At 54.9% G+C, this 23617-nt stretch carries 12 protein-coding genes; 11 read left to right on the top strand and 1 reads right to left on the bottom strand.

Translation table 11 applies throughout. The annotated features are described in order from the left end of the window. Window positions 1-19: 19 nt before the first annotated feature. The 10 genes from PAECUDRAFT_RS09105 to PAECUDRAFT_RS09055 all read left to right on the top strand — a co-directional run bounded on the left by PAECUDRAFT_RS09105 (window position 20) and on the right by PAECUDRAFT_RS09055 (window position 19414). Complete coding sequence (locus PAECUDRAFT_RS09105) at window positions 20-1651, top strand: response regulator (RefSeq protein ID WP_006037840.1); 1632 nt, start codon at window positions 20-22, stop codon at window positions 1649-1651. Continuing rightward, a complete protein-coding gene (locus PAECUDRAFT_RS09100) occupies window positions 1644-3446 on the top strand; it encodes a sensor histidine kinase (RefSeq protein ID WP_006037839.1) in 1803 nt (600 codons plus the stop codon). Before PAECUDRAFT_RS09105 ends, PAECUDRAFT_RS09100 begins: the two co-directional genes overlap by 8 nt. A gap of 511 nt (window positions 3447-3957) precedes the next feature. Beyond that, on the top strand, window positions 3958-4884 hold the full coding sequence (locus PAECUDRAFT_RS09090; RefSeq protein ID WP_006037838.1) for an ABC transporter permease: 927 nt from the start codon (window positions 3958-3960) through the stop codon (window positions 4882-4884). 24 nt (window positions 4885-4908) lie between these two features. Next, window positions 4909-5790 (top strand): carbohydrate ABC transporter permease, encoded by an 882-nt coding sequence (locus tag PAECUDRAFT_RS09085; RefSeq protein ID WP_006037837.1) that lies wholly within the window; start codon window positions 4909-4911, stop codon window positions 5788-5790. Window positions 5791-5881: 91 nt separating this feature from the next. Next, window positions 5882-7435 (top strand): extracellular solute-binding protein, encoded by a 1554-nt coding sequence (locus PAECUDRAFT_RS09080; RefSeq protein ID WP_006037836.1) that lies wholly within the window; start codon window positions 5882-5884, stop codon window positions 7433-7435. A 92-nt stretch (window positions 7436-7527) separates the two neighbouring features. Further along, on the top strand, window positions 7528-13416 hold the full coding sequence (locus PAECUDRAFT_RS09075; RefSeq protein ID WP_006037835.1) for an S-layer homology domain-containing protein: 5889 nt from the start codon (window positions 7528-7530) through the stop codon (window positions 13414-13416). Between the two features lie 123 nt (window positions 13417-13539). Then, a complete protein-coding gene (locus PAECUDRAFT_RS09070) occupies window positions 13540-15648 on the top strand; it encodes a carbohydrate-binding protein (protein ID WP_233516745.1) in 2109 nt (702 codons plus the stop codon). A gap of 368 nt (window positions 15649-16016) precedes the next feature. Then, complete coding sequence (locus tag PAECUDRAFT_RS09065) at window positions 16017-17225, top strand: hypothetical protein (protein ID WP_006037833.1); 1209 nt, start codon at window positions 16017-16019, stop codon at window positions 17223-17225. A gap of 79 nt (window positions 17226-17304) precedes the next feature. Beyond that, window positions 17305-18501, top strand: coding sequence for a hypothetical protein (locus tag PAECUDRAFT_RS09060; RefSeq protein ID WP_006037832.1), 1197 nt, complete (start codon window positions 17305-17307; stop codon window positions 18499-18501). Window positions 18502-18529: 28 nt separating this feature from the next. Continuing rightward, window positions 18530-19414 (top strand): copper amine oxidase N-terminal domain-containing protein, encoded by an 885-nt coding sequence (locus tag PAECUDRAFT_RS09055; protein WP_006037831.1) that lies wholly within the window; start codon window positions 18530-18532, stop codon window positions 19412-19414. Window positions 19415-19528: 114 nt separating this feature from the next. On the opposite strand, the gene PAECUDRAFT_RS09050 is transcribed toward PAECUDRAFT_RS09055, so the two are convergent. Further along, window positions 19529-22171: a beta-glucosidase gene (locus PAECUDRAFT_RS09050; protein WP_006037830.1), complete on the bottom strand. Its 2643-nt coding sequence runs from the start codon at window positions 22169-22171 to the stop codon at window positions 19529-19531. A gap of 221 nt (window positions 22172-22392) precedes the next feature. Between PAECUDRAFT_RS09050 and PAECUDRAFT_RS09045 the strand changes: the two genes are divergently transcribed. Continuing rightward, window positions 22393-23616, top strand: a complete 1224-nt coding sequence (locus tag PAECUDRAFT_RS09045; RefSeq protein ID WP_006037829.1) for an enolase C-terminal domain-like protein — start codon at window positions 22393-22395, stop codon at window positions 23614-23616. Window position 23617: the final 1 nt, after the last annotated feature.

The raw sequence follows: 23617 nt of genomic DNA, 5'->3' as shown, positions 1-23617 counted from the left end.
TGGAAAGGCGGGGGCCTGGATGCGCGTTCTGATCGTAGATGACGAGCTGGAAATTCGTGAGGGTCTGAAGACAAAGTTTCCATGGGCGGATTACGGGATTGAAGAAATTTCGACAGCCGAGGATGGCGAGATGGCATTGGCGGCAGCCCGCGAATGGAAGCCCGAGCTCATCGTGACCGACATCAAAATGCAGAGAATGACCGGCCTTGAATTCATTCAGCTGTTGGCGGCAGAGCGGGCGGAGGGATGGCGGTCGATCGTCATTAGCGGCTACGACGATTTTGATATGGTAAGGCAGGCAATGAAGCTCGGCGCGATGGATTACGTGCTGAAGCCGATTAATATAACGGAGCTCGGCGAGGTCGTCCGCAAGGCGATTGGACAACTGGAGCGGGAGCAGCTGGAGCGGACGAATCAGACGCTCATGGACAGGCATGTTCAGAATGCGATGACGATCATGCGCGAGGAGCTGCTGCGGGAAATGCTGGAGCACCCCCATAGCGCGAGCCGGGAAAGCCGGATTGTTCACCGCCTGCAGACGCTGCAGCTGGAGTGGATGATTCGGGAGAAGATGGCCGTCATGGTGATGGAGGTCGATGATCTCAAGGCGATCGAGAATCGCCGGGATCGGAGCGAGAAAGGGCTCATTCTGTTTGGAATTGGAAACGTTGTCAAACAAACGCTGGAGGAGGACTCGCCGCTTCCTGCGACGCTGTGTCAGGATGCGAGAGGGCGATGGATCATTATGGTGGGCTGCCCAGACCAGCAGGCGATGGAGCAGTGCAAGGAGCTGGCGCAGCTGTGCATCGAGCGGGTGAACCGGTTCGTTAAGGCGAAGGTGAGCGTCGGATTGTGCTCGCTCTTCGGCTCGTATCAGCAGCTGCATGAGCTGTTCGCGGAGAGCAGCGGCATTTTGGAGCAAAAGGCGGTCTACGGCGGCAATCGGCTGCTGACGAGCCAAGGCTGGGAGGAGGAGGCGACGCAGGATAATCCGTCCGTCCGCAATCCGGACGAGGTGCTCGATCTGATCCGATACGGCTCGGATGAAGACATTGCCGGTCTGATGGACGGCTTCGTCGAAATGGTGCAGTCATGGTCGCTGTCGCATAGCAGGGACATTCATCAGCAAATTTTCGAATGGCTGCTGCATGTTTATAAGAAAGCGGCGCAGTTCGGCTGGCAAGATAGAAGCTGGGAACGCAATCCGATTGCTCTATGGGAGCAGCTGGAGCAGTACGATACGCTGGAATCGCTGCGCGACAAGGTCGAGCAGCTTCTGCTGGCGGTCGCTCGCGATTTTCGCGGCTACGCGTCTTCGCCTAGCCAGATTATCCAAGAGGCGGATCGTTATATCGCCAAGCATTATTCGGACGGACTTACGCTGCAGAGCGTGGCGGCGGAGGTGCATGTAACGCCTGTCTGGCTGAGCAAGCTGTTCAAGAAGGAGAAGGGCAAGACGTTCCTTGAGCATGTAACGGATGTCCGGATGGAGCATGCCAAGCGGATGCTGTCCGATGTGCAGTTCAAAATCTATCAGGTGGCGTCCCGCGTCGGCTACAAGGACCCGGTCCACTTCACGAAGCTGTTCAAGAAGCAGATGGGCTGCACGCCGAAGGAATATCGCAATATGCAAGGAATTGCGGATGATTAGAAGAAAGCCGATTCAGATGCTGTCGTCTTTTCGCAATCGCATGATCCTGATCTTTTTCGTCATTATTATTTTGCCGTTTCTGCTGTTCGCCTACTACGCGCATATCAAGTCAATCGAAGGCATCATGAACGCCAATACAACGATCCAGACCAGCTACCTGCTGCAGGCGCGCAAAAACTTTGAAATCTATTTAAATGACGTGAACGACCAAATCAATGTGTTAATCGGCAACAAGCGCATTCAAGAGCTGCTGGAGCGCGAACCGAAGAACCCTGCCGAGGAGGAGAGCTTCACCGTCAATATGCTGACCGTGCTCTACCAGACGACGCCGCTCGTCGATGCGTTCCGCGTACGACTGTTTCCGATTGATCCAAGGACGTATCCGACTTACATGAGCACGATCGGAGAGTCGGAGACCGTCGTTGGCGAAGAATGGTTTCAGCGTTCCAAAGCATCGATTAGCCCGACATGGCATCTGTCCGAGCCTGCGAGGGGCAAGTCTGCGCGTCCGCTGCTCATGTATGTGAAGCGATTCTCAGGGCTGTACGATCAGACGCCGCGCGGCATTATCGCAGCTGATCTATCAGAGGATCAGATCAAGCGTTATTTTTCCCCATCGGATCAAGTGGAAGACCAGAAGCTGCTGCTGTTAGGGGAAGACGGCACGGTGCTGTACGATTCAACGGCGAACGAATGGACGGGCAAGCCGTTTCCAGCCCGTTCCTATATCGATGCGAGAGAGGATGGCTCGGAGTCGCTTGAGATCAAGGGCAACACATATTTGGCGACATCCGTAGGCATGGACAGCGAGCCATGGCGCATCGTCAGCTTGACGCCGATGGAGCAGCTGACGGGGACGATTGACGAGATCACTCGGCTGCTCGTCATTATTCTGATCGTCTATCTGGTTTGCTGCGTGGGCGTCGTCGCCTACATTACGGTCAACTATACGCAGCCGATCGTGAAGCTCGTGCGGCTGATGCGGCGCTCGGAGTCGGGCGATTTTCGTTTCTCGGCTCCACTTGCAACGCGGCTGGATGAGGTCGGGTGGCTGTATCGCGGCTACGGCAGCCTCATCGATCGGATTGAAGGGCTGGTCGAGGAGGCGTCCCATTCCGAGCGCAAGAAGAAGGAGCTTGAGTTCCAGGTGCTCAGCCACCAGATTAACCCGCATTTCTTATACAACACGCTCGAATCGATCCGCTGGAAGGCGGAAAACCATGGGCGGACCGACATTAGCGAGATGGTATCGGCGCTGGGCAATCTGCTGCGGCTAAGCTTGAATTCCGGCAAAGAAATTACGACGCTTGCGCGCGAGATCGAGCAGGTCAAAGCTTATGTGCTCATCGAGCAGGCCCGCATGGGCAAGCCGGTCCGCATCCTGTACATCATCGACGAGGAGACGCTAGCCGTACCGTTCCTGCGGCTGCTGCTCCAGCCGCTCGTCGAGAATGCGATCGAGCATAGCGTTCGGCAAAATTTTGAACAAGGCAAGATTGTTCTGACGGGCAGAACGGAAGGGCGCGACGTCGTCATCGAGCTGTCCGATAACGGCAACGGCATTCCCGAGGAGGTGCTGCGGAGGCTGGAGGCGGATGAGGATACGCGTTCGGCGGCTCCGGGCGCGTCCAGAGGCGGCGTCGGGCTGCGGAACGTGAACGACCGGCTGAAGCTGTATTTTGGCTCGGCTTACAAGCTTAGCATCGAAACCGGCGAAGGGATCGGCACCCGGATTACGCTTCGCCATCCGATACTAAGAGAGGGAGCGCAGTCGACCTCCGACCTGCTGCGTTAACGAGGTTAAAGGTTAAGCAAGCGAAGCCATAACGCGATTAAATGTTAAAGCCGTCCGGCGACCGGGCGGCTTTGTTTGTGTTCTGCGGTTTTGAGCTGAACGAAACGTTGATGTCGTTGCAAGACGTACAACGAGAAAGGGGCAAGTTGCTTGCCCTCGAAGGTCCCATTGCAGTTCATGCAACAAGATTTGGTCGAGAAGAGGTAAGAGGTGCTCAAACCATAGAAAACCAATGTTCTCGTTGCGCAATGTGCAAGGATACCTTGCTCGCTTACGCGCTCGGGCAGCTTCCATTGTACGAACTGCAATGAGCAGACGGATGAGCACGCCAACGCGGCTAACGCCTCCTTTCCATCACCTGTGCCGGTGGCCGCAATTTGAATTGCAAGCGGTTTCAAAAGATTGTTTCCGCGCGCTAATATTGCCCTGCAAACGTTAAGATCGGCTCATGGCGGGCTCGTTCCCCGAGGCGCTAAGATAGAACTATCACAACGAAGAAAGGTAGATGGTTATGAGATCCAATGGCATGCTGCGAGAGCTGATGCGCAACCGGACGCTTCTGCTGATGTTTCTGCCGGTAGCGGTGCTCCTCTTTCTGTTTAACTACCTGCCGCTTGCCGGACTGGTCATTGCCTTCAAGGATTTCAATTTTCAAAAAGGCATTTTCGGCAGCGATTGGATGCACCCGTTATTCAATAACTTTGATTACTTGTTTTCGTCCGACGCAGCATTCCGCGCCATTCGCAACACGATTCTGCTGAATGCGCTCTTCATCGTCGTCGGGCTCGTGTTCGAGGTCGGGCTGGCGCTCCTGCTTAACGAAATGAAGAATCGGTTCTTCAAACGGCTGTCCCAGTCGTTGACGTTCCTGCCGTTCTTCATCTCTTGGATCGTCGTCGGCGTCTTCGCTTACAACCTGCTGAATTTCGAGAGCGGCGCGGTCAACCGGTTCGTTATGTGGCTGGGCTTCGAGCCGATCGACTTCTATAGCAACGCCGGATTATGGCCGTTCATTCTGACGATGGCGATTCGTTGGAAGGTAACGGGCTACGGCACGATCGTTTATCTGGCGGCGCTTACGTCGGTTGACAACTCGTATTACGAAGCAGCTTCGATCGACGGCGCAACCCGTTGGCAGCAAATTCGCTACATCAGCCTTCCGATGCTGAGGCCGACGATTATCATTCTGACGCTTCTCGCCGTCGGACGCATCATGAACGCGGATTTCGGGATGTTCTATGCCATGGTTGGCGACGCTTCGCTCCTGTTCCCGACAACCGACGTTATCGATACGTTCGTCTATCGCAGCTTACGCAAATCGGGCGATATCGGCATGGCATCCGCCGCAGGCTTCCTGCAATCGATCATCGCATTCGTGCTCGTACTAGCCAGCAACTATGCTGCGCGCAAAGTGGATAAGGATTCCGCTATTTTCTAACATCAAAGGAGGTCATGAGCCACTATGGCCAAACGGTTTTCGATCAGCCAGACCGTCATCGTTACCGCTGTCACGCTGTTCAGCTTAGCCTGCCTATTCCCGTTCCTGATGGTCATCTCCGGCTCGCTCAGCACGGAGAAGGACATTATGAACTTCGGCTACTCGATATGGCCTAAGCACATCACGTTCGACTCGTACAAAATTTTGCTGCTCGGCTCGAACCGGATCCTTGACGCTTATGTCATCAGCATCATCGTTACCGTCGTTGGCACGGCGCTCTCCCTATTCGTTACAAGCATGGGCGCTTACGTGATGGCCAGACGGTCGTTCAAATACCGGAACATCCTGTCCGTCTACGTCATCGTAACGATGCTGTTCAACGGCGGCTTGGTTCCTTGGTACATCATCTGCGTGAACTATCTGCATCTGAAGGATACGCTGTGGGCGCTTATTTTGCCTCCGCTGGCCAACGCCTTCAACATGTTCCTCATCCGAAACTTCATGCTGTCGATTCCAGAGGATTTGCATGAATCGGCCAAAATGGACGGCGCCGGCGAGCTTCGCATCTACAGCCGCCTCATTATGCCGCTCGCGCTGCCCGTGCTTGCAACCGTCGGTTTGTTCGTCGCGCTGGGCTACTGGAACGATTGGTTCCTCGGCCTCATGTTCGTAGACAAACAAGAGCTGCAGCCGCTGCAATTGCTGCTGCGAACGCTGATCTCGAACGTGGAGTTTCTCAAGAGCTCCAGCAACGCCGCCGCCATGCAGCGCATCTCGGCGCAAATTCCGTCTGAATCGATCAAAATGGCGCTTACCGTCATTACGATCGGACCAATCATTTTCCTATATCCGTTCCTTCAGCGCTATTTCGTTAAGGGGCTGATGGTCGGGGCGGTAAAAGGGTAGCTAAATCGGCTAGAATAAGGTGAGGCAAGCTGCTTACCGGACGCGCTACAGCCGTTTAGTATATATATTTTCATACAGGGGAGAGGTTGACATGAAGCAAGGCAGAAAAGTTAGGCTGATCCTGTTCACCACGATTTTGCTGTTCCTGAGCATCGCGCTGGGAGCATGCGGCAGCAGTAATGAAGCCGAGCCTAACAAAGACGCAGGCAGCAAGCCTGCAGAAGGTTCGACGTCGACAGGCCAAGAGGAAGAGGTCACGCTCAAGTTCTACTTCGGCGGCGACAAGAAGGCAGCGACGGACGAAGTATGGACAGCAGTCAGCAACTATGTGAAGGGCAAAGGGCTGAACGTCAAGTTCGACATCAACTTCATTCCGTTTGGCGACTTCAAAGAGAAAATGCTCGTCATGGCTGCTTCCGGCGACGATTGGGACATGAACTTCGATGGCGACTGGCTGTCGTACAAACAAATGGCCGCTAAAGGCTCGTACATGGCGCTGAATGATCTGCTGCCGAAATACGCGCCGAACTTGTACAAGAAATACCAAGAGCAAGGCACGCTCACCGCAGCAACGGTAAACGGCAATATCGTCGGCCTGCCTTGGACGATGAAAATGAACGAGCGTAAATTCGCCGGTTGGCGTTCTGATCTGGCGGAGCAAGCAGGCATCGACGTATCCAAGGATTCGGTGAAAACAATCGAGGATATCGACAAGCTGCTTCGCGAGCTGAAAAAAGCGTTCCCGAACGAAAAAATTTCCCGTACGACGCCGTTGTCGATCTATATGATTCGCGACGAATGGGTCGACCTGAACTTCCACGGCCTCGGCTTCTACCTGAACGATCCGAAAATTACGGTTCAAGCGATCGAGCAGCAGCCGTTCTACATGGAAGCTTCGAAGCTTGCCAAAGTATGGTACGACGACAAGCTGATCAACCGCGACGCCATGATCGACAAGGAAGGCGCCGAGTCGCAATGGCGCAACGGCAAGCTGCTGTTTACGGTAACGTCCCATGAATGGGCGAACGCGAACCCAGGCTTCACGGACAGCTCCTACAAGCAAGAAATGTCGCTGCTCTACCCGGACAAACGTTACGTGAACCGCACGGCGCTCGCGAACGTCGTTGCGATTAACCAAAATGCAAAGCATGCGGATCGCGTGCTTCGCTTCCTCGACATGCTGGAGACGGATCGTACGTTGTATGATCTCGTGCAATATGGCATCGAAGGCAAAACGTATGTGCTCAAAGGCGACGCAGCTGAATATCCGGAGGGCATGCAAACAACGACGAGCAACTACATGGAGTGGGGCGGCCAATGGGCGTTCTGGAAGCCGCAATTCATGCGTCCGACGATGACGTACGGCAAAGACTTCTGGCTGCAAGAAGCAGACTTCGCAAGCCAACCGAACAACGTCAACTCGCCGATCGACGGCTTGTTTATCGCCGAAGATACGATGCGCAATGAAATCGCGAAACGCGACCAAGCGGCAGACGAAATCAGCCGTCCGATCGAGTACGGCATGGTGAAAGACGTAGAGAAATCGGTAAATGGTTATATCGAGACGCAGAAGAAAAACGGCCTCGACAAAATCATCTCTGAAACGCAGAAGCAAATCGACGCATATCTGGCCACCAAGAAGTAATTCCGACACCGTAGAGAGAGGCCGACCTTGCAAGTGAAAGCGAGGCCTCTCTTTTTGTATGCGCAAATTGACTCGAAACGGAGGACACACACGTGAAAGCAAGACGATTGCGGGATCAAATTCGAATCATTGTCGCGGCTGCGCTTGCGCTGCTGCTCGTCGTTACAGGACTAAATCTGCCTCCTCGCGCTTCTGCGCAGGCCAATAATGAAAGCGTTAGCATTGCGCTTGGCGACGTGCCGACGGAGGATGGCATTACGGCCAGACCTGGCGATGACGCAACGGGTTTAGTGACAGGGACGCAGGATAGCCGGGGCTATTGGCAGACGAACAAGACGGACGGCTCGCGTATTATTTATTTCTACATGAACGTAGACGACGCTTACTTGTATGACAGCCAAGATTATGACGTAGAAGTGAGCGTCGACTATTTCGATCAAGGCAGCGGCAGCATCGTTCTTCAATATGATTCGCAGACAGCAGGATACAAGGACGCGCCGTTGTTTAATTACACGAATACAGGAACATGGAAAACCCATACGTTCAAGGTGACCGATGCGAAATTCGCGAATCGGACGGGCGGCGGCGACTTCCGGATCGGCATCGAAGGCGGCGGAGCTAGCTGGCAGACGAACGCGGACCTGAAGCTCGCTTCCGTCTCAGTGAAGAAGACGCTGAAGGGCGCTTCGTCCGACAGCGCAAGCATCGTGCTCGGGGACCCGTCCGTTGAGTCGGGCATCTCGGCTAGAGCGGGCGATAATGAAAGCGGTCTCATTAAAGGCGAGACGGCTGGCAAAAGCTATTGGCGCACGAATAGCGCCGCGCCGGGAGACCGGACGCTTTATTTGTACATGAACGTAGACGACGGCTATCTGTTCGATAACAGCACGCAGGACGTATACGTTTCGGTTGAATATCTCGATCAAGGCAGCGGCACGATCGTGCTGCAATACGATGCGCAGGGCGACAACATGGGCTTTAAGGACGCGTCCGCCTTTACGTATGGCGATTCCGGCCAGTGGAAGAGCTATACGTTCAAGCTGAGCGACGCGAAGTTCGCGAATCGGACGAACGGCGCAGATTTCCGGATCGGCATCAGCGGCAATGGCGCGCCGGCGAACAATCCGGATATGAGCGTGCATGCAGTGACGGTTACGAAGGCGAAGCGCGTGGGCGCGCCAGCGAACGCGAATGTGTATGCGACGGCTTATCCGACATCGGACGTCGTGATCGCCGATTATAACGGGCGCGATTTCGGGGCGCTCGGCGATGGTGCGACGGATGATACCGAGTCGCTGCAATTAGCGCTGGATGCAGCGGGCAATAACGGCGGCGGCGTCGTGTTCCTGCCAGAAGGCATCTATCGCGTGAACGGCAATCTCATTATTCCGACGGGCGTAACGCTGCGCGGCGACTGGGCGAGCCCGGAATCGCAAGGCGGCGCAGTGCGGGGGACGGTGCTCGCTTCCTATGGCGGACGCGGCAGCGAGAACGGGGAGAGCTTCATTCGGATGCAGCCGGTCAGCGGCGTGACGAATCTCTCGATCTGGTATCCCGAGCAATCGGCGGCAGCTCCGACTCCTTATCCATGGACGATTGAGCAGCTGTCGGGCGACAGCGCGACAGTGAAGAACGTCACGCTCGTCAATGCCTATAACGGCATTAAAATCGGTCCGGTATGGAACGAGCTTCATTACGTGAATAACCTGTACGGCACCGCTTTGAAAACGGGCATTTTCCTCGATTTCACGACGGATATCGGCCGTCTGGAGCGGATTCACCTCGCACCGGGCTATTGGGCGAATTCCGGTCTTCCAGGCGCGCCGGACGCAGCTTCGCTGCGCGGCTATATGACGGAGAACGCGGAAGGCATCGTGATGGGACGCTCGGACTGGGAATACATGTCCGACATCAGCATCTCGGGCTTCAAGACAGGCATGCGGATTACGACGCGGACGGGATCGCTGGAGACGGCGAACGCACAGCTGTACCGCGTAAATATCGAGGATTGCAACGTTGCGCTGAAGATCGAAGGGGTCAATGATTTCGGCCTGCTCGTATCGGACAGCAGCTTCAAGGCAAGCGTCGGCGATGCGCCGAAGGCGATTTATGCGACGCAAGGGTTCCACTCGATCGTCCAGTTCAACAAGGTTACGGTTGGCGGAGCGCCGCTGCATGCGGTGCTGAGCGAAGGCAGCGGCGTGCTGTCGTTCGAGAACAGTACGTTCGAGAATTGGAATGAGCAACAGGGCGGCTATGCGCTGGCGGCGGAAGGCGGCTCGATTATTCTGGGGCAGTCCACGTTCGCGAAGGCGGATCATCATCTGCTGTTGACCGGAGGCGTGGCGGAGGTCCGTTCGCTTAACTCGGGGCACAATGGGCAGCTGAAGGTTGACGACCAGAGCGACGGAGCGGAGCTGAACATTCATCAGGACGCTCGTTACACGATGAAGCCGCTGCCTTCCGCGGTTTCGACTGACCTAGCTGTAGCGCCTAAGCCGGCAAGCGGCGAATTGTTTGATCTTACGAAGGCGCCATACAACGCTGACAAGAGCGGCGGCGTTGATGTGTCCGGCCTTCTGCAATCGGCGCTGGATGCGGCATCGGGGGCAGGCGGCGGCACCGTGTATTTGCCAGCGGGCATCTATCGCGTGGAGCAGCCGATTACGGTGCCAAGCGGCGTAGAGCTGCGCGGCTCATGGGATGTCGCGCATCATACGATTGGCGGCGGCACCGTGATTTTCACAAACCATGGCGAGAATGATGTGGACGGCGAACCGCTGATCGCGCTGGAAGCATCGGCAGGCGTACGCGGACTGTCCGTCTATTACGACCAGCAGAGTTGGGACACTGTCAAGCCTTATGCTTGGACGATTCAAGGGCGCGGGCATGATGTGTACGCGATCGATACAACGCTGATCAACTCGTATTTGGGCCTCGACTTTGGTAGCTACGATACGAGCGGCCATTATATCGATTACGTTGCAGGCTCGCCGCTCAAGGAAGGCATCGTCATTGGCGGCGGCGCATCGGACGGCATCGTGCGCAACGTGCAGTTTAACCCGCATTATTATGGTCGGAACAACTATCCGAATCATCCGTCGACGGATGCGGATTTCCAGAAGGTATGGAATTACCAGAAGGAGCATCTGGATGCGTTCCGCGTCGGCGACGTAAGCGGAGAGACGATTTTCAACACCTTCGTCTATGGCTCCCAATACGGCATTCACTTCGAGAATCAGAACGGCAACGGACCGGAAGCCGTCATCATCGGACATGGCACGGATGGCAGCAAGAAGGGCGTTTATCTGGAAGGCGCAGGGGCGGACGGTTTGTCCTTCGTGAATACGGAGCTCGTCTCGCTGAGCACGACGGATAAGGTGTATATCACGACGGCGCCATCATTTGATGGGGAAGCAACGTTCTTCAACAGCTCCATGTGGGGCGATACGACGCGGTCGATCGATGCTTATGCGGGTAAGCTGAGCATCCAGCAGGCGAACTTCACGAACGTCGGCGAACGCGGCGTGAATGCGCTGGGCGGGGATGTCGACCTGTATAACTCGTACTTCCAGCAAGCGGGTACGACGCATGTATTCGCAGGCTCGGACATCGAGCGCTTGAATGTGAGCAACAACGTGTTCAAAGGCGGCATGCAGCTGGCGAATGAGGCGGCGGATAAAGTCGTCGGAACGAACCTTGTGCCCGTTACGCTGCAATTAGTAAAAGGGACGTTCGACGAAGCGCATCCGGCGGAATCGAACTTGAAGCTTTCGGTCACGAATGCAACCGATCCGCAGCCGCTTAGCGGGCGAATCGAATGGGTGCAGCCTGCGGGCTATGCGAGCATGATGGCGCCGATCCGGTTCGAGCAGCTTGGACATGGGCAGAGCGTAACGCTGCCGCTTCCTTATTTGGCGGCTGATGCGATCAAATTCAAGGTTGTGCTCGATTCGGGCTATTCCTACATGACTTCGGTCAAAACGAAGCAGTCGTTCGCCTCGAAGCGCGGCGGCACGGCTGACGCGCCGGCGATTGCCCTCAATGCAGCCGATCAGTACTTTAGCCTCGGCAGCAAGTGGGATGGCGTGAACGACCTTAGCCTTCAGTCCAACGTATCGTGGGACGACGACAATCTGTACGTTGCGATCGACGTTCGTGACGATGCGCACGCGCAATCGTGGACGGGCGGCGATATTTGGCAGGGCGACAGCATCCAGCTTGCACTTGATCTGTCCCGTCAGGCTGGCGCGAGCAGCGCGAACGTAAGCGAGCTCGGCTTCGCGCTCAGCAATTCGGGCACGGTCACGCAATGGAGATGGCGTGCGCCGTCGGGTCTTGCGACCGGCAACATCCCGGGCGCGCATACGTCGATCGTTCGCGATGACGCGAGCGGCGTCACGACTTATGCGATTACGCTTCCATGGACGGAGCTGCACGGGCCGGGCGTTTCGCTTGATCCAACGAAGCCAATCGGCTTCACGCTGCTTGCGAACGAGAACGACGGCGCAGGACGCGCTGCTTTCATGGAGTACAACCAAGGGATTGGCACGAGCAAGGATTCGGTCGCGTTCGGCGATTTGTATTTGCTCAGCGGCACCTATTCCGCACTGCTGGAAAGCTCGGCGAAGCAAGCGGTTGACGATGCTGTGAAAACGACTTCGGTCACCGAGCGCGATGCGGCGCGCAGCTTCGTGAACCTGCTGCCAGCCGGCGGGCTGAAGCAGTCGCTGATGGCGCGGCTGGATGCTGGTCCTGGTCCTGGCGGTCCAACTGGCCCAACGGGTCCAACAACGCCTTCCGTTCCTCCAGTGAATCCGGGCACAGGCAGCAGCCTGAACATCAAGCCAGTTGTCGATCCGGCAACGGGCATCGCGAAAGCCGTGCTTGATGCCGCTGCATTAGATAAAGCGACTGGGCAAGCCGAGCAAGGACAAGGCGGCGTCCGTCGTATTACCGTTAACGTTTCTGCGGCTGCGGGCGCATCCGGCTATTCGGTCGAGCTGCCTACGCAAGTGATCGCGAATGCTAAGGGCAAAGGCGTTGCCATTACACTCGCAACGCCGCTCGGCTCCGCGGAGCTGCCAAGCGACCTGTTAGCTGGCAGCAAGGATCTCGGCAGCACGGTTGTTTGGACCATTAAGCCAGCTCAAGGATTGAACGCAGCGGTAAGCGGCGCGGTCGGGAATCGTCCGGCAGTCGAGCTGTCGCTGCAATCGCAAGGCAAGGCTGCAGCGGGCGGCTTTAGCTTGGCTGTTAAGGTAGCAATTCCATATAAGCCGACCGAGGCGGAGCTGGCGCACAGCGAGCGTCTGGTTGTTTGGCACATCGACGAGCAGGGGCATGCGACGCCGATTCCAAGCAGCCGTTACGATAGCAAAACGGGCCAAATGACGTTCAACACGGCGCAATCCGGCACATTCGTTGTCGTGTACTCGACGAAAACTTTTGCGGATTTGACGCGCGTGCCTTGGGCGAAGCAAGCGATCGAGGCTCTGAGCGCTAGAGGCGTTGTGCAAGGCGCGAACGATAACGAGTTCCAGCCTTCAGCATCGATCAAGCGCGCCGATTTTGTCCTGCTGCTCGTCAGAGCGCTTGAGCTGTCCGCTTCGTTCGATGGCAGCTTCAGCGACGTACCGCGCACTTCTTATTATTACGATGCGCTCGGCATCGCTCGTGAGCTGGGCATCGCGACGGGCGGCGGAGAGGGCGCGTTCAATCCGAATGCACGCATTACACGAGAAGAAGCTGCTGTATTGCTGGCCCGCGCGCTGAAAGCCAAGCAAGCGGAGTTGGCAGCGGGCTCGAATGCGAGCTTGTCCGCTTATGCGGACGGCGCTTCGGTATCGGACTATGCGGTTCAAGCGATGGCATCGCTGCTTGATGCCGGCTTGCTTCAGGGCAGCGGCGGCAAGCTGAATCCGGCGGGTGCGCTCACTCGTGCGGAGGCAGCGGTTCTGCTGTACCGGGCAATCCGTTAACATCGTGCTGCGCCTGCTAAGCCAGAGGCGCGGCTGACTGATTGACACCATGTGGTTTCACCGGCGAGTTTGGATATGCGCGATATGTCCAGCTCGCCGTTTATTTTGAAAGGGGAGATGGAAATGATGAAGGTTCAAACGGTTCAACGCTTCAAGAAAAGGCACACGATTCTCATCGCAATGCTGCTTGCCGTTACGCTGGCGTTTCCGCAGCTGTATGGCAAGTCAGGGGTCGTCTCGGCTGCCTCTGCGTTCACTGAAACGGCGGCATCGTCGTTCACGACGCAGTCCGGCATTCAGACGGAGGCGTCGAGCGAAGGCGGGCTGAACGTCGGGTTTATCGACAACGGCGACTATTTGTCGTTCGCGAACGTCGATTTTGGCAGCGGGGCGAGCAGCTTCTCCGCCCGTGTTGCGAGTGCGGCGAGCGGGGGAACGATTGAGGTTCGGCTGGACAGCATCAGCGGCACGCTAGCAGGCAGCTGTACCGTGCCTTCTACAGGCGGCTGGCAGGCATGGACGACACGCACGTGCAGCATCAATGCGATCAGCGGAACGCATACGCTGTATTTGAAGTTTGTCGGTGGAACAGGCAATTTGTTTAACATCCGTTGGTTCTCATTCGGCGGCAGTTCTGCGTCGGCGCTCACGGAAACGGCAGCATCGTCGTTCACGACGCAGTCCGGCATTCAAACGGAAACGTCGAGCGAAGGCGGACTTAACGTTGGGTATATCGACAACGGCGACTATCTATCGTTTGCGAACCTGGATTTCGGCACCGGCGCGAACTCGTTCTCGGTCCGGACCGCAAGCGCGACGAGCGGCGGCAGCATCGAGGTGCGGTTGGATAGCGTGAACGGCACGTTAGCCGGCACTTGCACGATACCGGGCACGGGCGGCTGGCAGACGTGGACGACGCGCACTTGCAGCGTCAACACGATCAGCGGAACGCATACGCTGTATCTGAAGTTTGTCGGCGGCACAGGCAGCCTGTTTAACGTTCGCTGGTTTAAATTCGCCACGTCGACAGGTGGCGGAAATCCGACCGGCGGTGATGTCGTCGGCAAGCTGATCGTAGGCTACCAAGGATGGTTCAACGCTTCCGGCGACAGTTCGCCGAACAATGGCTGGATTCACTGGACGACTAACAACAGCGCGCCTACGCCGAATTCGAATATCAAATTCGAGCTTTACCCGGATATGCGCGAATATACGACGCAATATGCGACGAATTTGGGCAACCTCGGCAACGGCCAGCCTGCAAAACTGTTCTCGTCGTATGACCAATCGACGGTGAACAAGCATTTTGAATGGATGCAGACGTACAACATTTCCGGAGCGGCGCTCCAACGGTTCGGGGCTAGCGAGAGCGATGCGTACGACGGCTGGCGGGCGAATCGCGACAACGTAGCCGTTAAAGTGAAAAACGCAGCAGAAGCTTACGGCCGGAAATTCTATGTCATGTACGACATTACGGGGATGAACGCATCCAACTGGGTAAACGCAGTGAAGCACGACTGGACGGTTAACGTTAAAGCGAATATGAACTTAACGTCGTCGAGCGCTTATGCGATTCAGGATGGCAAACCAGTCGTTTGTATTTGGGGCATCGGCTTCACCGATCGTCCGGGTACGGCGGCGGAATCGTCGGAGCTGATCTCGTGGTTCAAAAATCAAGGCATTTACGTCATTGGCGGCGTTCCGACGTATTGGCGGACGGGCAACAACGATTCCAAAGCCGGATTCGAGAACGTATACCGCTCGCTCGACATGCTGTCCCCTTGGTTTGTCGGCCGATTCGGCACGCTTGCTGACGCGGACAGCTACAAGGTGAACCAGTGGCAGCCGGACTATGACTGGACGAAGCAGAACGGCATTACGTACCAGCCGGTTATTTTCCCAGGCTTCGCTTGGGCGAATATGACGGGCGGTCCGCGCAACCAAATTCCACGCCAGCACGGCGACTTCATGTGGCGTCAGGCGTACAACCTGAAGAGCATCGGCGTCGATACGAGTTATGTTGCAATGTTCGATGAGTATGATGAAGGAACGGCAATTGCCAAAGCGGCGGAAAACAGCTCGATGATTCCGAATAATCAATATTTCCTATCGCTTGATGCGGATGGCGTGGCTGTATCGTCGGACTTCTACCTGCGACTGACGGGCGACATCGCCCGCATGTTCAGCGGCCAAATCCCGGCGACGACGAATCATCCGACTTCGCATCAGTAGGTTGCAGCCGAAGCGAATAGGGTAGAAAAATCTACCCTATTGGGTCGGCTACCGCGCCGGAGAGCGAATAGGGTAGAAAAATCTACCCTATTGGGTCGGCTGCCGCGCCGGAGAGCGAATAGGGTAGAAAAATCTACCCTATTGGGTCGGCTGCCGCGCCGAAGAGCGAATAGGGTAGAAAAACCTACCCTATTGGGTCGGCTACCGCGCCGAAGAGCGAATAGGGTAGAAAAATCTACCCTATACTTTTTAAGACGCGGGGTTTCTCTACAATCTGAACTGGCGCCTGTGTTTATCAGGTTCCAGTTTTTTTAATATTTAGGAGATGGTAAGATGATGAAAGTGAAAGAATATAGGGAGGATACGCGTTGAGTAGTCTAACTTCTGTTTTACTAGTGAGGAATAGCGGAACACTCGCCCTCAATAAGTATAAGTTCAACTTGTATACCTACATAAGCGAAGGCGGCAACTGGCATGTTCTTGTGCCAAACTTGCTAGGAAAACCACTGATTGCGTTTGGCCAGAAGCTGTCTATGGAGTTGAACGCTGCGGTATTCGTGCTAGAATGGCATGATGATTACATATGGAAGACTCTGCTGATTCAGAATGGGGAAGAGCTTGCAGGTATAAAGCTTGACCTAGAGCGACCGAAACGGTCGAAGATTCAAGCGGTTGAAGCGATGCGAGATTTTGTGTTGGATGAGGCGGCATTTGATCAATTCCTGAACCTTGTGAACCAGGATGCTTCACAACTAAGCATAGTAGGCTTGGAGCAAGGCATTCATCGAATGTTAATTGCCGGGGACCTCACGGGAGTCAATTATGATTCAATGTGGAGTCTGAATGATGCTGAGATTGAAGCGATGCAGCTGCATTATATTGAGAATAGGAAGGGGCTGGAACTAAAGCAGCTTATCTCGAAGAGTTTCCAATCGACATTAGAGGAAGAGCTGGGATTTGATCCAATTCGCGGAGTAGAAGGTAGTAAGAATATTTACTATTACACTAAAGTGGAAGATGAACGGGAATTTACATTACGAATTGATGCCAGTCGTGGAAGTCGAAGTGGCCGTATAATGTGCAACATGGAGGGGCAATACGGTCATAAGCTACTGGGCATTATTTTCTATTCGAATGAAAAAGAGCTTCGAGGCCAACTTTCGAATTATTTGAGCGGCTCGAATTTAGAGAAAATCAATACGGTGCTTAACTTTAACCTCGAACTATTCAATCCTGAAAATACCTATTTGAGAATGACAGATAGGGCTTTGCATGAGCTTGGCTTCGTTCGCAGCCACACAGGTAAGGACTTGCTGTGTCCGATGACCGGTGCTGTCGAGTATAAACAAATTGATGGCGATGATGAGATTCTCTTTGTGTATAAGGGGATGGTACTCGAAGTGCAGGCTGTATATCAAAATAGGCGGATGTTCCCGTCAGATATATTGACTGCCATATCGAGTACTCCGCGTGAGCTATTCAAGGAATTTACGAATGAAAGCGAGTTTCAAGCTAGAATGGTCGAAATATTGGAGATGATTAAAACGCTCTATACACTTCGACCTGTACTAGATTAGTGAGTGACACTCAACATCTAGGAAACTAACTGACGTCTATAACTTCTGGCGTCAGTTTTTTATTGGAGGAATATAATAGATGAGCAGTCTAACTTCCGTTCTACTGGTGAGGAATAGCGGAACACTCGCCCTCAATAAGTATAAGTTCAACTTGTATACCTACATAAGCGAAGGCGGCAACTGGCATGTTCTTGTGCCAAACTTGCTAGGAAAACCACTGATCGCGTTTGGCCAGAAGCTGTCTATGGAGTTGAACGCTGCGGTTTTCGTGCTAGAATGGCATGATGATTACATATGGAAGACTCTGCTGATTCAGAATGGGGAAGAGCTTGCAGGTATAAAGCTTGACCTAGAGCGACCGAAACGGTCGAAGATTCAAGCGGTTGAAGCGATGCGAGATTTTGTGTTGGATGAGGCGGCATTTGATCAATTCCTGAACCTTGTGAACCAGGATGCTTCACAACTAAGCATAGTAGGCTTGGAGCAAGGCTTTCAGCGAATGTTAATTGTCGGGGATCTTACGGAAGTTAATTATGATTCATTATGGAGTTTGAATGATACCGAGATTGAAGCGATGCGGCTACATCATATTGCGAATAAAAAAGGGCTAGATTTAAAGCAGCTTATCTCTAAGAGCTTCCGGTCGACATTAGAGGAGGAGCTCAGTTTTAGTCCTATTTGTGAGGATGAAGCGTATAAATTCGTATTTTATTATCATAGGGTAATAGATGGATATCGATTCAGACTTAAAGTGGATGCATATCATAAAGGTATGATAAGAAGCATTATTGAAGGGCCGTACGGATATAAAATGTTAGGAACGATATCTTATCATGATGAAAAGGAATTGCGAGAAAAGCTGGCACAGTATCTCTCTTCCAATAGCCATAAAGAAGATATCTTAGATATGCTCAATCGGAAAGTAGAGTCGTTCGAGCCGGAGAATACATATTCATCGGTTGTTGATGGGACTTTGCAAACGCTTGGTTTCGTTCGTACACACACCGATGAGGACTTGTTAAGAACGGGATATATTGTTTCCTATCAGCAAGTCGAAGGAGAAGATCTAATTCGGTTTAAGCATGATCAATTGATGCTGAATATGGACATCACGCATCATCAACGTCAAATGGATACATATGAAATTTATAGAGAATTGCCTAGCGGAACGGGGGTCGTAGAACCCAATATATTTAATGGATTTACTAATGAGGCAGCGTTTCAAGCTAGAATGAATGACTTTTTGCAGCTGATTAAAGCGTTTTATGCCCAATAAAATGATAGTCAAAGAACGGGGAACTCTAATGAAGAGAATAATGGTCATCTTGCTCTTATTTATTATTGTAAGGCCAGCCGTATCCGTATCTGTCGCTGCGGACGAGCTAAAGCATCCAAGCTACAGCATTGTAATTGACAACGAGGAGCTTAAGCTGGACGAGAAGCCATTTTTGCGTGCAGGAACGACGATGATTCCGATGCGCGCCATTTTCGAGCGGCTTGGTCTCCATGCCGTCTGGAATGCCCAAACGAAACAGATTACTGCAAGCAACGATGAACGAAAGCTCGTGCTAACCGTCGGATCACGCGACGCAGCTGTTAATGGCGTGAAAACAAGTATGCCGCTTGCGCCAGCGGTCATAAACAATGTTACGTATGTACCGCTTCGATTCGTCAGCGATGCAAGCGGCGGCAATGTTGAATTTTACGACGGATACGATGTCGTCTGGGTGCTCTCGGCTAAGCAGGATCAATTGTTCTCTGCAATCATGTTTGAGGATTTGAAAGAGGTTGAGCGTTTGCTGGCAATAGGTGCTGATCCGACCGTGCCGATCGGTCCGGCAGGACCGGAATGGTTCGTCTTCGCTAATGGCTCTATTCCTCTGTATGAGTTGTTTTTGAAATACGGAATGGACATTAACTATTATTCGCAAGAATGGCATGGAAGCACGCTGCTGACATCAGCGATAACGGCAGGCCGACCAGACGCTGTAGCCTTTCTGCTGGAGAAAGGTGCTGACCCCGAACTAACAGAAAGAAACGGCTTCACACCGCTTGAGCTAGCACGTTATTGGCAAAAGCAGATCGAGGATGGGTATACAAATATCATCGATGAGAGCTTGACGCCAACAGTAGAAGACTATGACGCAATCATTCGCATGCTGGAAGAGGAGATTGCTGCAAAAAAATAAATCCTCGCTTCATTATTGAACAACAAAGCGGTAGCCCAAGATGCATTCTTCGTGTCTTGGGCTGCCGCTGTTTTATTGATTAATCGCTCATAGGCGAGCCCAAATTGACCTAACCTAAGCCACCGTAATCCGCGCCTCCAGCGCGACTTGATCTGAACTCGGTCCAACCTGCAGCGTAAACTCGCCTAGCTCGACGACCCATGCCAGCTGCTTATTCACCAGCGCCAAGTCGCGAGGCGTAACCGTGAACGAGACGGTGCGCGTCTCGCCCGGCTGCAGCGCAATGCGGGCAAAATGCCGCAGCTGCTTCTCCGGCATCGCGACAGAAGCGACCGGATCGACGACATACAGCTGCACGACCTCGTCGCCAGCAACGTTCCCATCGTTGGTGACGTCCATCGTCACGACTACGCTCTCGTCAGGGGCGATGACGCTTTTGTCCACACGCAGATTCGCATAGCGGAATGTCGTATAGCTCAGCCCGTGGCCGAATGCATACAGCGGCTTGTTGTCTCCGCCGACGTAATGCTTCTGGCCGCCGCGGCGCTTATTGTAGCAGACCGGAATTTGGCCAATCGTCCGCGGGAATGAGATCGGGAGTCGTCCCGCCGGGTTGTAGTCGCCGAACAGCACCTCCGCGATTGCTTCGCCCGCGCGCTCGCCGCCGTACCAGACCTCGACGATAGCGGGAATATGCTGCGATTCCCAATCGAGCGTAATGGGCCGCCCGTTCTGGAGCACGAGCACGACTGGCGTGCCTGTCTCGTGAATCGCCTTCAGCAGCCGGAGCTGATTGCCCGGCAAATCAAGGCTGGAGCGGTCGACGCCTTCGCCGCATGTCCGCTCGGAATCGCCGAGCGCGATGATGGCAACATCCGCTTGCCGCGCCAGCTCGACCGCCTCCTGAATGCCTTCCTCGTCACGGCTCCAGCCGAGCGTAATGTCGACGCCGTTCATATCCTTCACGTACTCGACGCGAAGATCGTATTCGCGTCCGCTTTGCAGCTCGATCGGCACGCTAACGCTCGCGCGCTTGTCCTTGCCCCAGCCGTCCACGAGCAGTTCACCGTCGAGCCATAGCCGCATGCTGTCCTGCGTGACCGTGCCAATATAGCCGGAGAAGCTCATCTGCGGTACAAGCTTGCCGGTCCAGCGGACGGAGAAGCCGTACGATTTCAACTGCTGATCGGCTTTGGTGATCGCCCAGTTGAAGTGGATATGCGGGTCATTCCGGACGAGCGCCGGCTCACCTTCCAACGTCTCATTGTTGAAATATTCGCCTTTCAACCCTTCGCCGCCATTCGGTTCGCGGAAGCTCCCCATCGGGATCGGCTCCAGCTCCCCGTCGAGAATACCCGTTCCTTTCGCATGCAGGACGCGGGTTTGCGAAGAGACCGCTTGCGCGATGCCCTGCAGCACCGTCGACGGCTGAAAGCCTTCGATGTATGGCGTATAATCGCCGAGCCGCGCTTTATCCGCGCTTGGTCCAATCACGGCAATCGTGCCGATTTCCTTGCGGAGCGGAAGCAGGCTGCCCTCATTTTGCAGCAGGCAGATCGCTTCGCGAGCCGCCTGGAGCGCGGTTTGAAGATGCTCTTCGCTGCGTACGACACGCTCCGACAGCCCAGGAACGGCGTAAGGCTTCTCGAACAAGCCGAGCATGAATTTCACCTTCAGCACGCGAATGACTGCCAAGTCGAGTGTCTCCTCCAGCAGCTCGCCGCTTTGCACCATCTCTACGATGGCGTTCTGATAGACATCATGCGGGTAGTCGTAATATTGCATGTCGACGCCTGCCACGAGCGCCTGCCGGATGGCTTCCTTGTCCGAGTCTGCTGTGCCGTGCGCATGCTCAAGTCGGGCGATGGCGCCGAGATCGGACCGCACAAAGCCTGGCATTTGCCACTCGTCCCGCAGGATGCCCGTCAGCAAATCATAGTCGGATGCGCACGGGACGCCGTCCATCGCGTGGTAGGCGCACATCGCGTTGATTGCTCCGCCTTCCTTATAAGCAGCTTCAAATACAGGCAGATGATACGTGCGAATATCGTTCGCGCCGATGGAGACAGGTGAGTGGTTTAATCCTGATTCCGGTATGCCGTGTACGGCAAAATGCTTCGGCTCGGCAATAATGCTGTCCGTTGCATCGAGCGAATCGCCCTGAAGCCCTTGCACCATCGCGACGCCCATGCGGCTCGCCAGATGCGTATCCTCGCCGAAGGTTTCCTCGACGCGGCCCCATCTTGGATCGCGGGCCAGGTCGAGTACGGGGCCGAACGATTCATGGATGCCCAAGCTTCTCGTTTCGGCAGCGATATCGCGTCCGATTTGCTTCACCAGCTCGGGATTCCATGTCGATGCCATTGCGATAGCATGCGGATAGACCGTCATGCCCGGGCGCAGCAGGCCGTGAAGCGCCTCCTCGCTGAACAGGATCGGAATGCCGAGGCGGGTTTCCTCAACAGCATAACGCTGGAGGGTGTTGTTCATGTCCGCCGTCCCGTACAGGTCGTGAATGCAGCCAATGCCGTCCTCGCCGATGACCGATTTGACCTTGTCCCAGTCGACCGTCGCGTCCTCGGCCATTACGGTAATCATGTGCGGGTGGGTCGCGCTGACGAACGACGTCCCGAAATATTGGTCAAGCTGCCGGACCTTCTCCTGCAGCGTCATGCGCGTAAGCAAATCGTGGACCCGATCGTCGATTGGCGCTTCGGGATTGCGATACAAGGCAGTAGATAACGTAGGCTCAGCCATTGCGTAATTCCTCCTCATTGGTTCTCTTCATCATCGTCATGGCGCGCTTATCAGCCATTCTGAATCGCGCTTACAACGCCAGTCTAACGCATTCGCGAAGCGTCGGCATCGGGTGAGCGGGAACAAGCCAATAATGCGGTGGAAAGTTTAATAATGTCTCATTAAGCGCATGCGCTGATTCCCTTACAATGGACACGACACCGCAAGAGGAGGGCTTAGACGTGGCCAAAATAACAGGCATTCGATGCATTCGCACGAGAACGAACGGCACATGGACGATTGTGAAGGTGACGACGGATCAAGACGGTTTATACGGCATTGGCTCGGCTTCGGATATGTACAATCCGGAAGCTGTCATCGCGATTATCGAGCAGATGCTCGCTCCCCAGCTTATCGGCAGGGATGCGGCGAATATCGAAGATTTGTGGCACACGATGAACTTAAGCAGCTACTGGCGCAACGGCGCGATGCTGCAGACCGCGATCGGCGGCATCGATATGGCGTTATGGGATATAAAAGGAAAAATGGCGGGCATGCCCGTCTATCAATTGCTCGGCGGCGCGAGCCGCGCGGCTGTGCCGTGCTATGGACACGCAGGCGGCTCGGACATCGCAGAGCTCAAGGAGGATATTAGCCATTATTTAGAGGAGGGCTATACCGTTATACGCGCCCAACTGGGCGGCTACGGCGGCGGGGGCTTTATCCCGAACGAGCGGGCTAATTTGCCGGAGAACGCGTGGACCAAAGGGCCGGTGTTCGACGAGCAGTCGTACTTGAACGCAATTCCGCGCATGTTCGAGGAGCTGCGTGTCGCATTCGGCTCTGATGTTGCGTTCACGCATGACGTGCATGAGCATTTGTCGCCAATTACGGCGATCCAGCTGGCAAAGCGGCTTGAGCCGTACAATCTGTTCTTCCTGGAGGATGTGCTGGCCCCTGAGCAGATCGGCTGGTATCGCCAGCTTCGCCAGCAGAGCGCGACCCCGCAGGCGGTCGGCGAGCTGTTCGTGAACAGCCAGGAATGGCTCAGTCTCGTGCAGGAGCGGCTGATCGATTTTATTCGGGTACGCGTGTCCAAGGCGGGAGGCATTACAGCATGCCGCAAAATCGCTTCGTTATGCGAAGCGTTCGGCGTCCGGACCGCTTGGCAGGAGGGCGGCGAGAACGATCCGGTCAATCAGGCGGCAGCCGTCCATCTGGACATGTCGGTATGGAACTTCGGCATTCAGGAAGTGAATCACTTCAGGCCCGCTGAGCTGGAGGCATTCCCGGGTCACGTCGTGCGTAAAGGCGGCTATTTGTATCCGTCCGACAAGCCGGGGCTCGGCATTGAGCTGGATGAGGAGAAGGCGGAGCTGCTCGTCGGGGACGGGTGGAACCGGAAGACGTATCATTCGCCGTATTCGCTCGACCGCAAGGCGGACGGGACGCTGGTTCGCCCTTAGT

Source organism: Paenibacillus curdlanolyticus YK9 (assembly GCF_000179615.1).
In the GTDB taxonomy this organism is placed as follows: Bacteria; Bacillota; Bacilli; order Paenibacillales; family Paenibacillaceae; genus Paenibacillus_T; species Paenibacillus_T curdlanolyticus.
The sequence above is the reverse complement of the archived record's forward strand: the minus strand, read 5'-3'. Positions and strand labels throughout refer to the sequence as shown.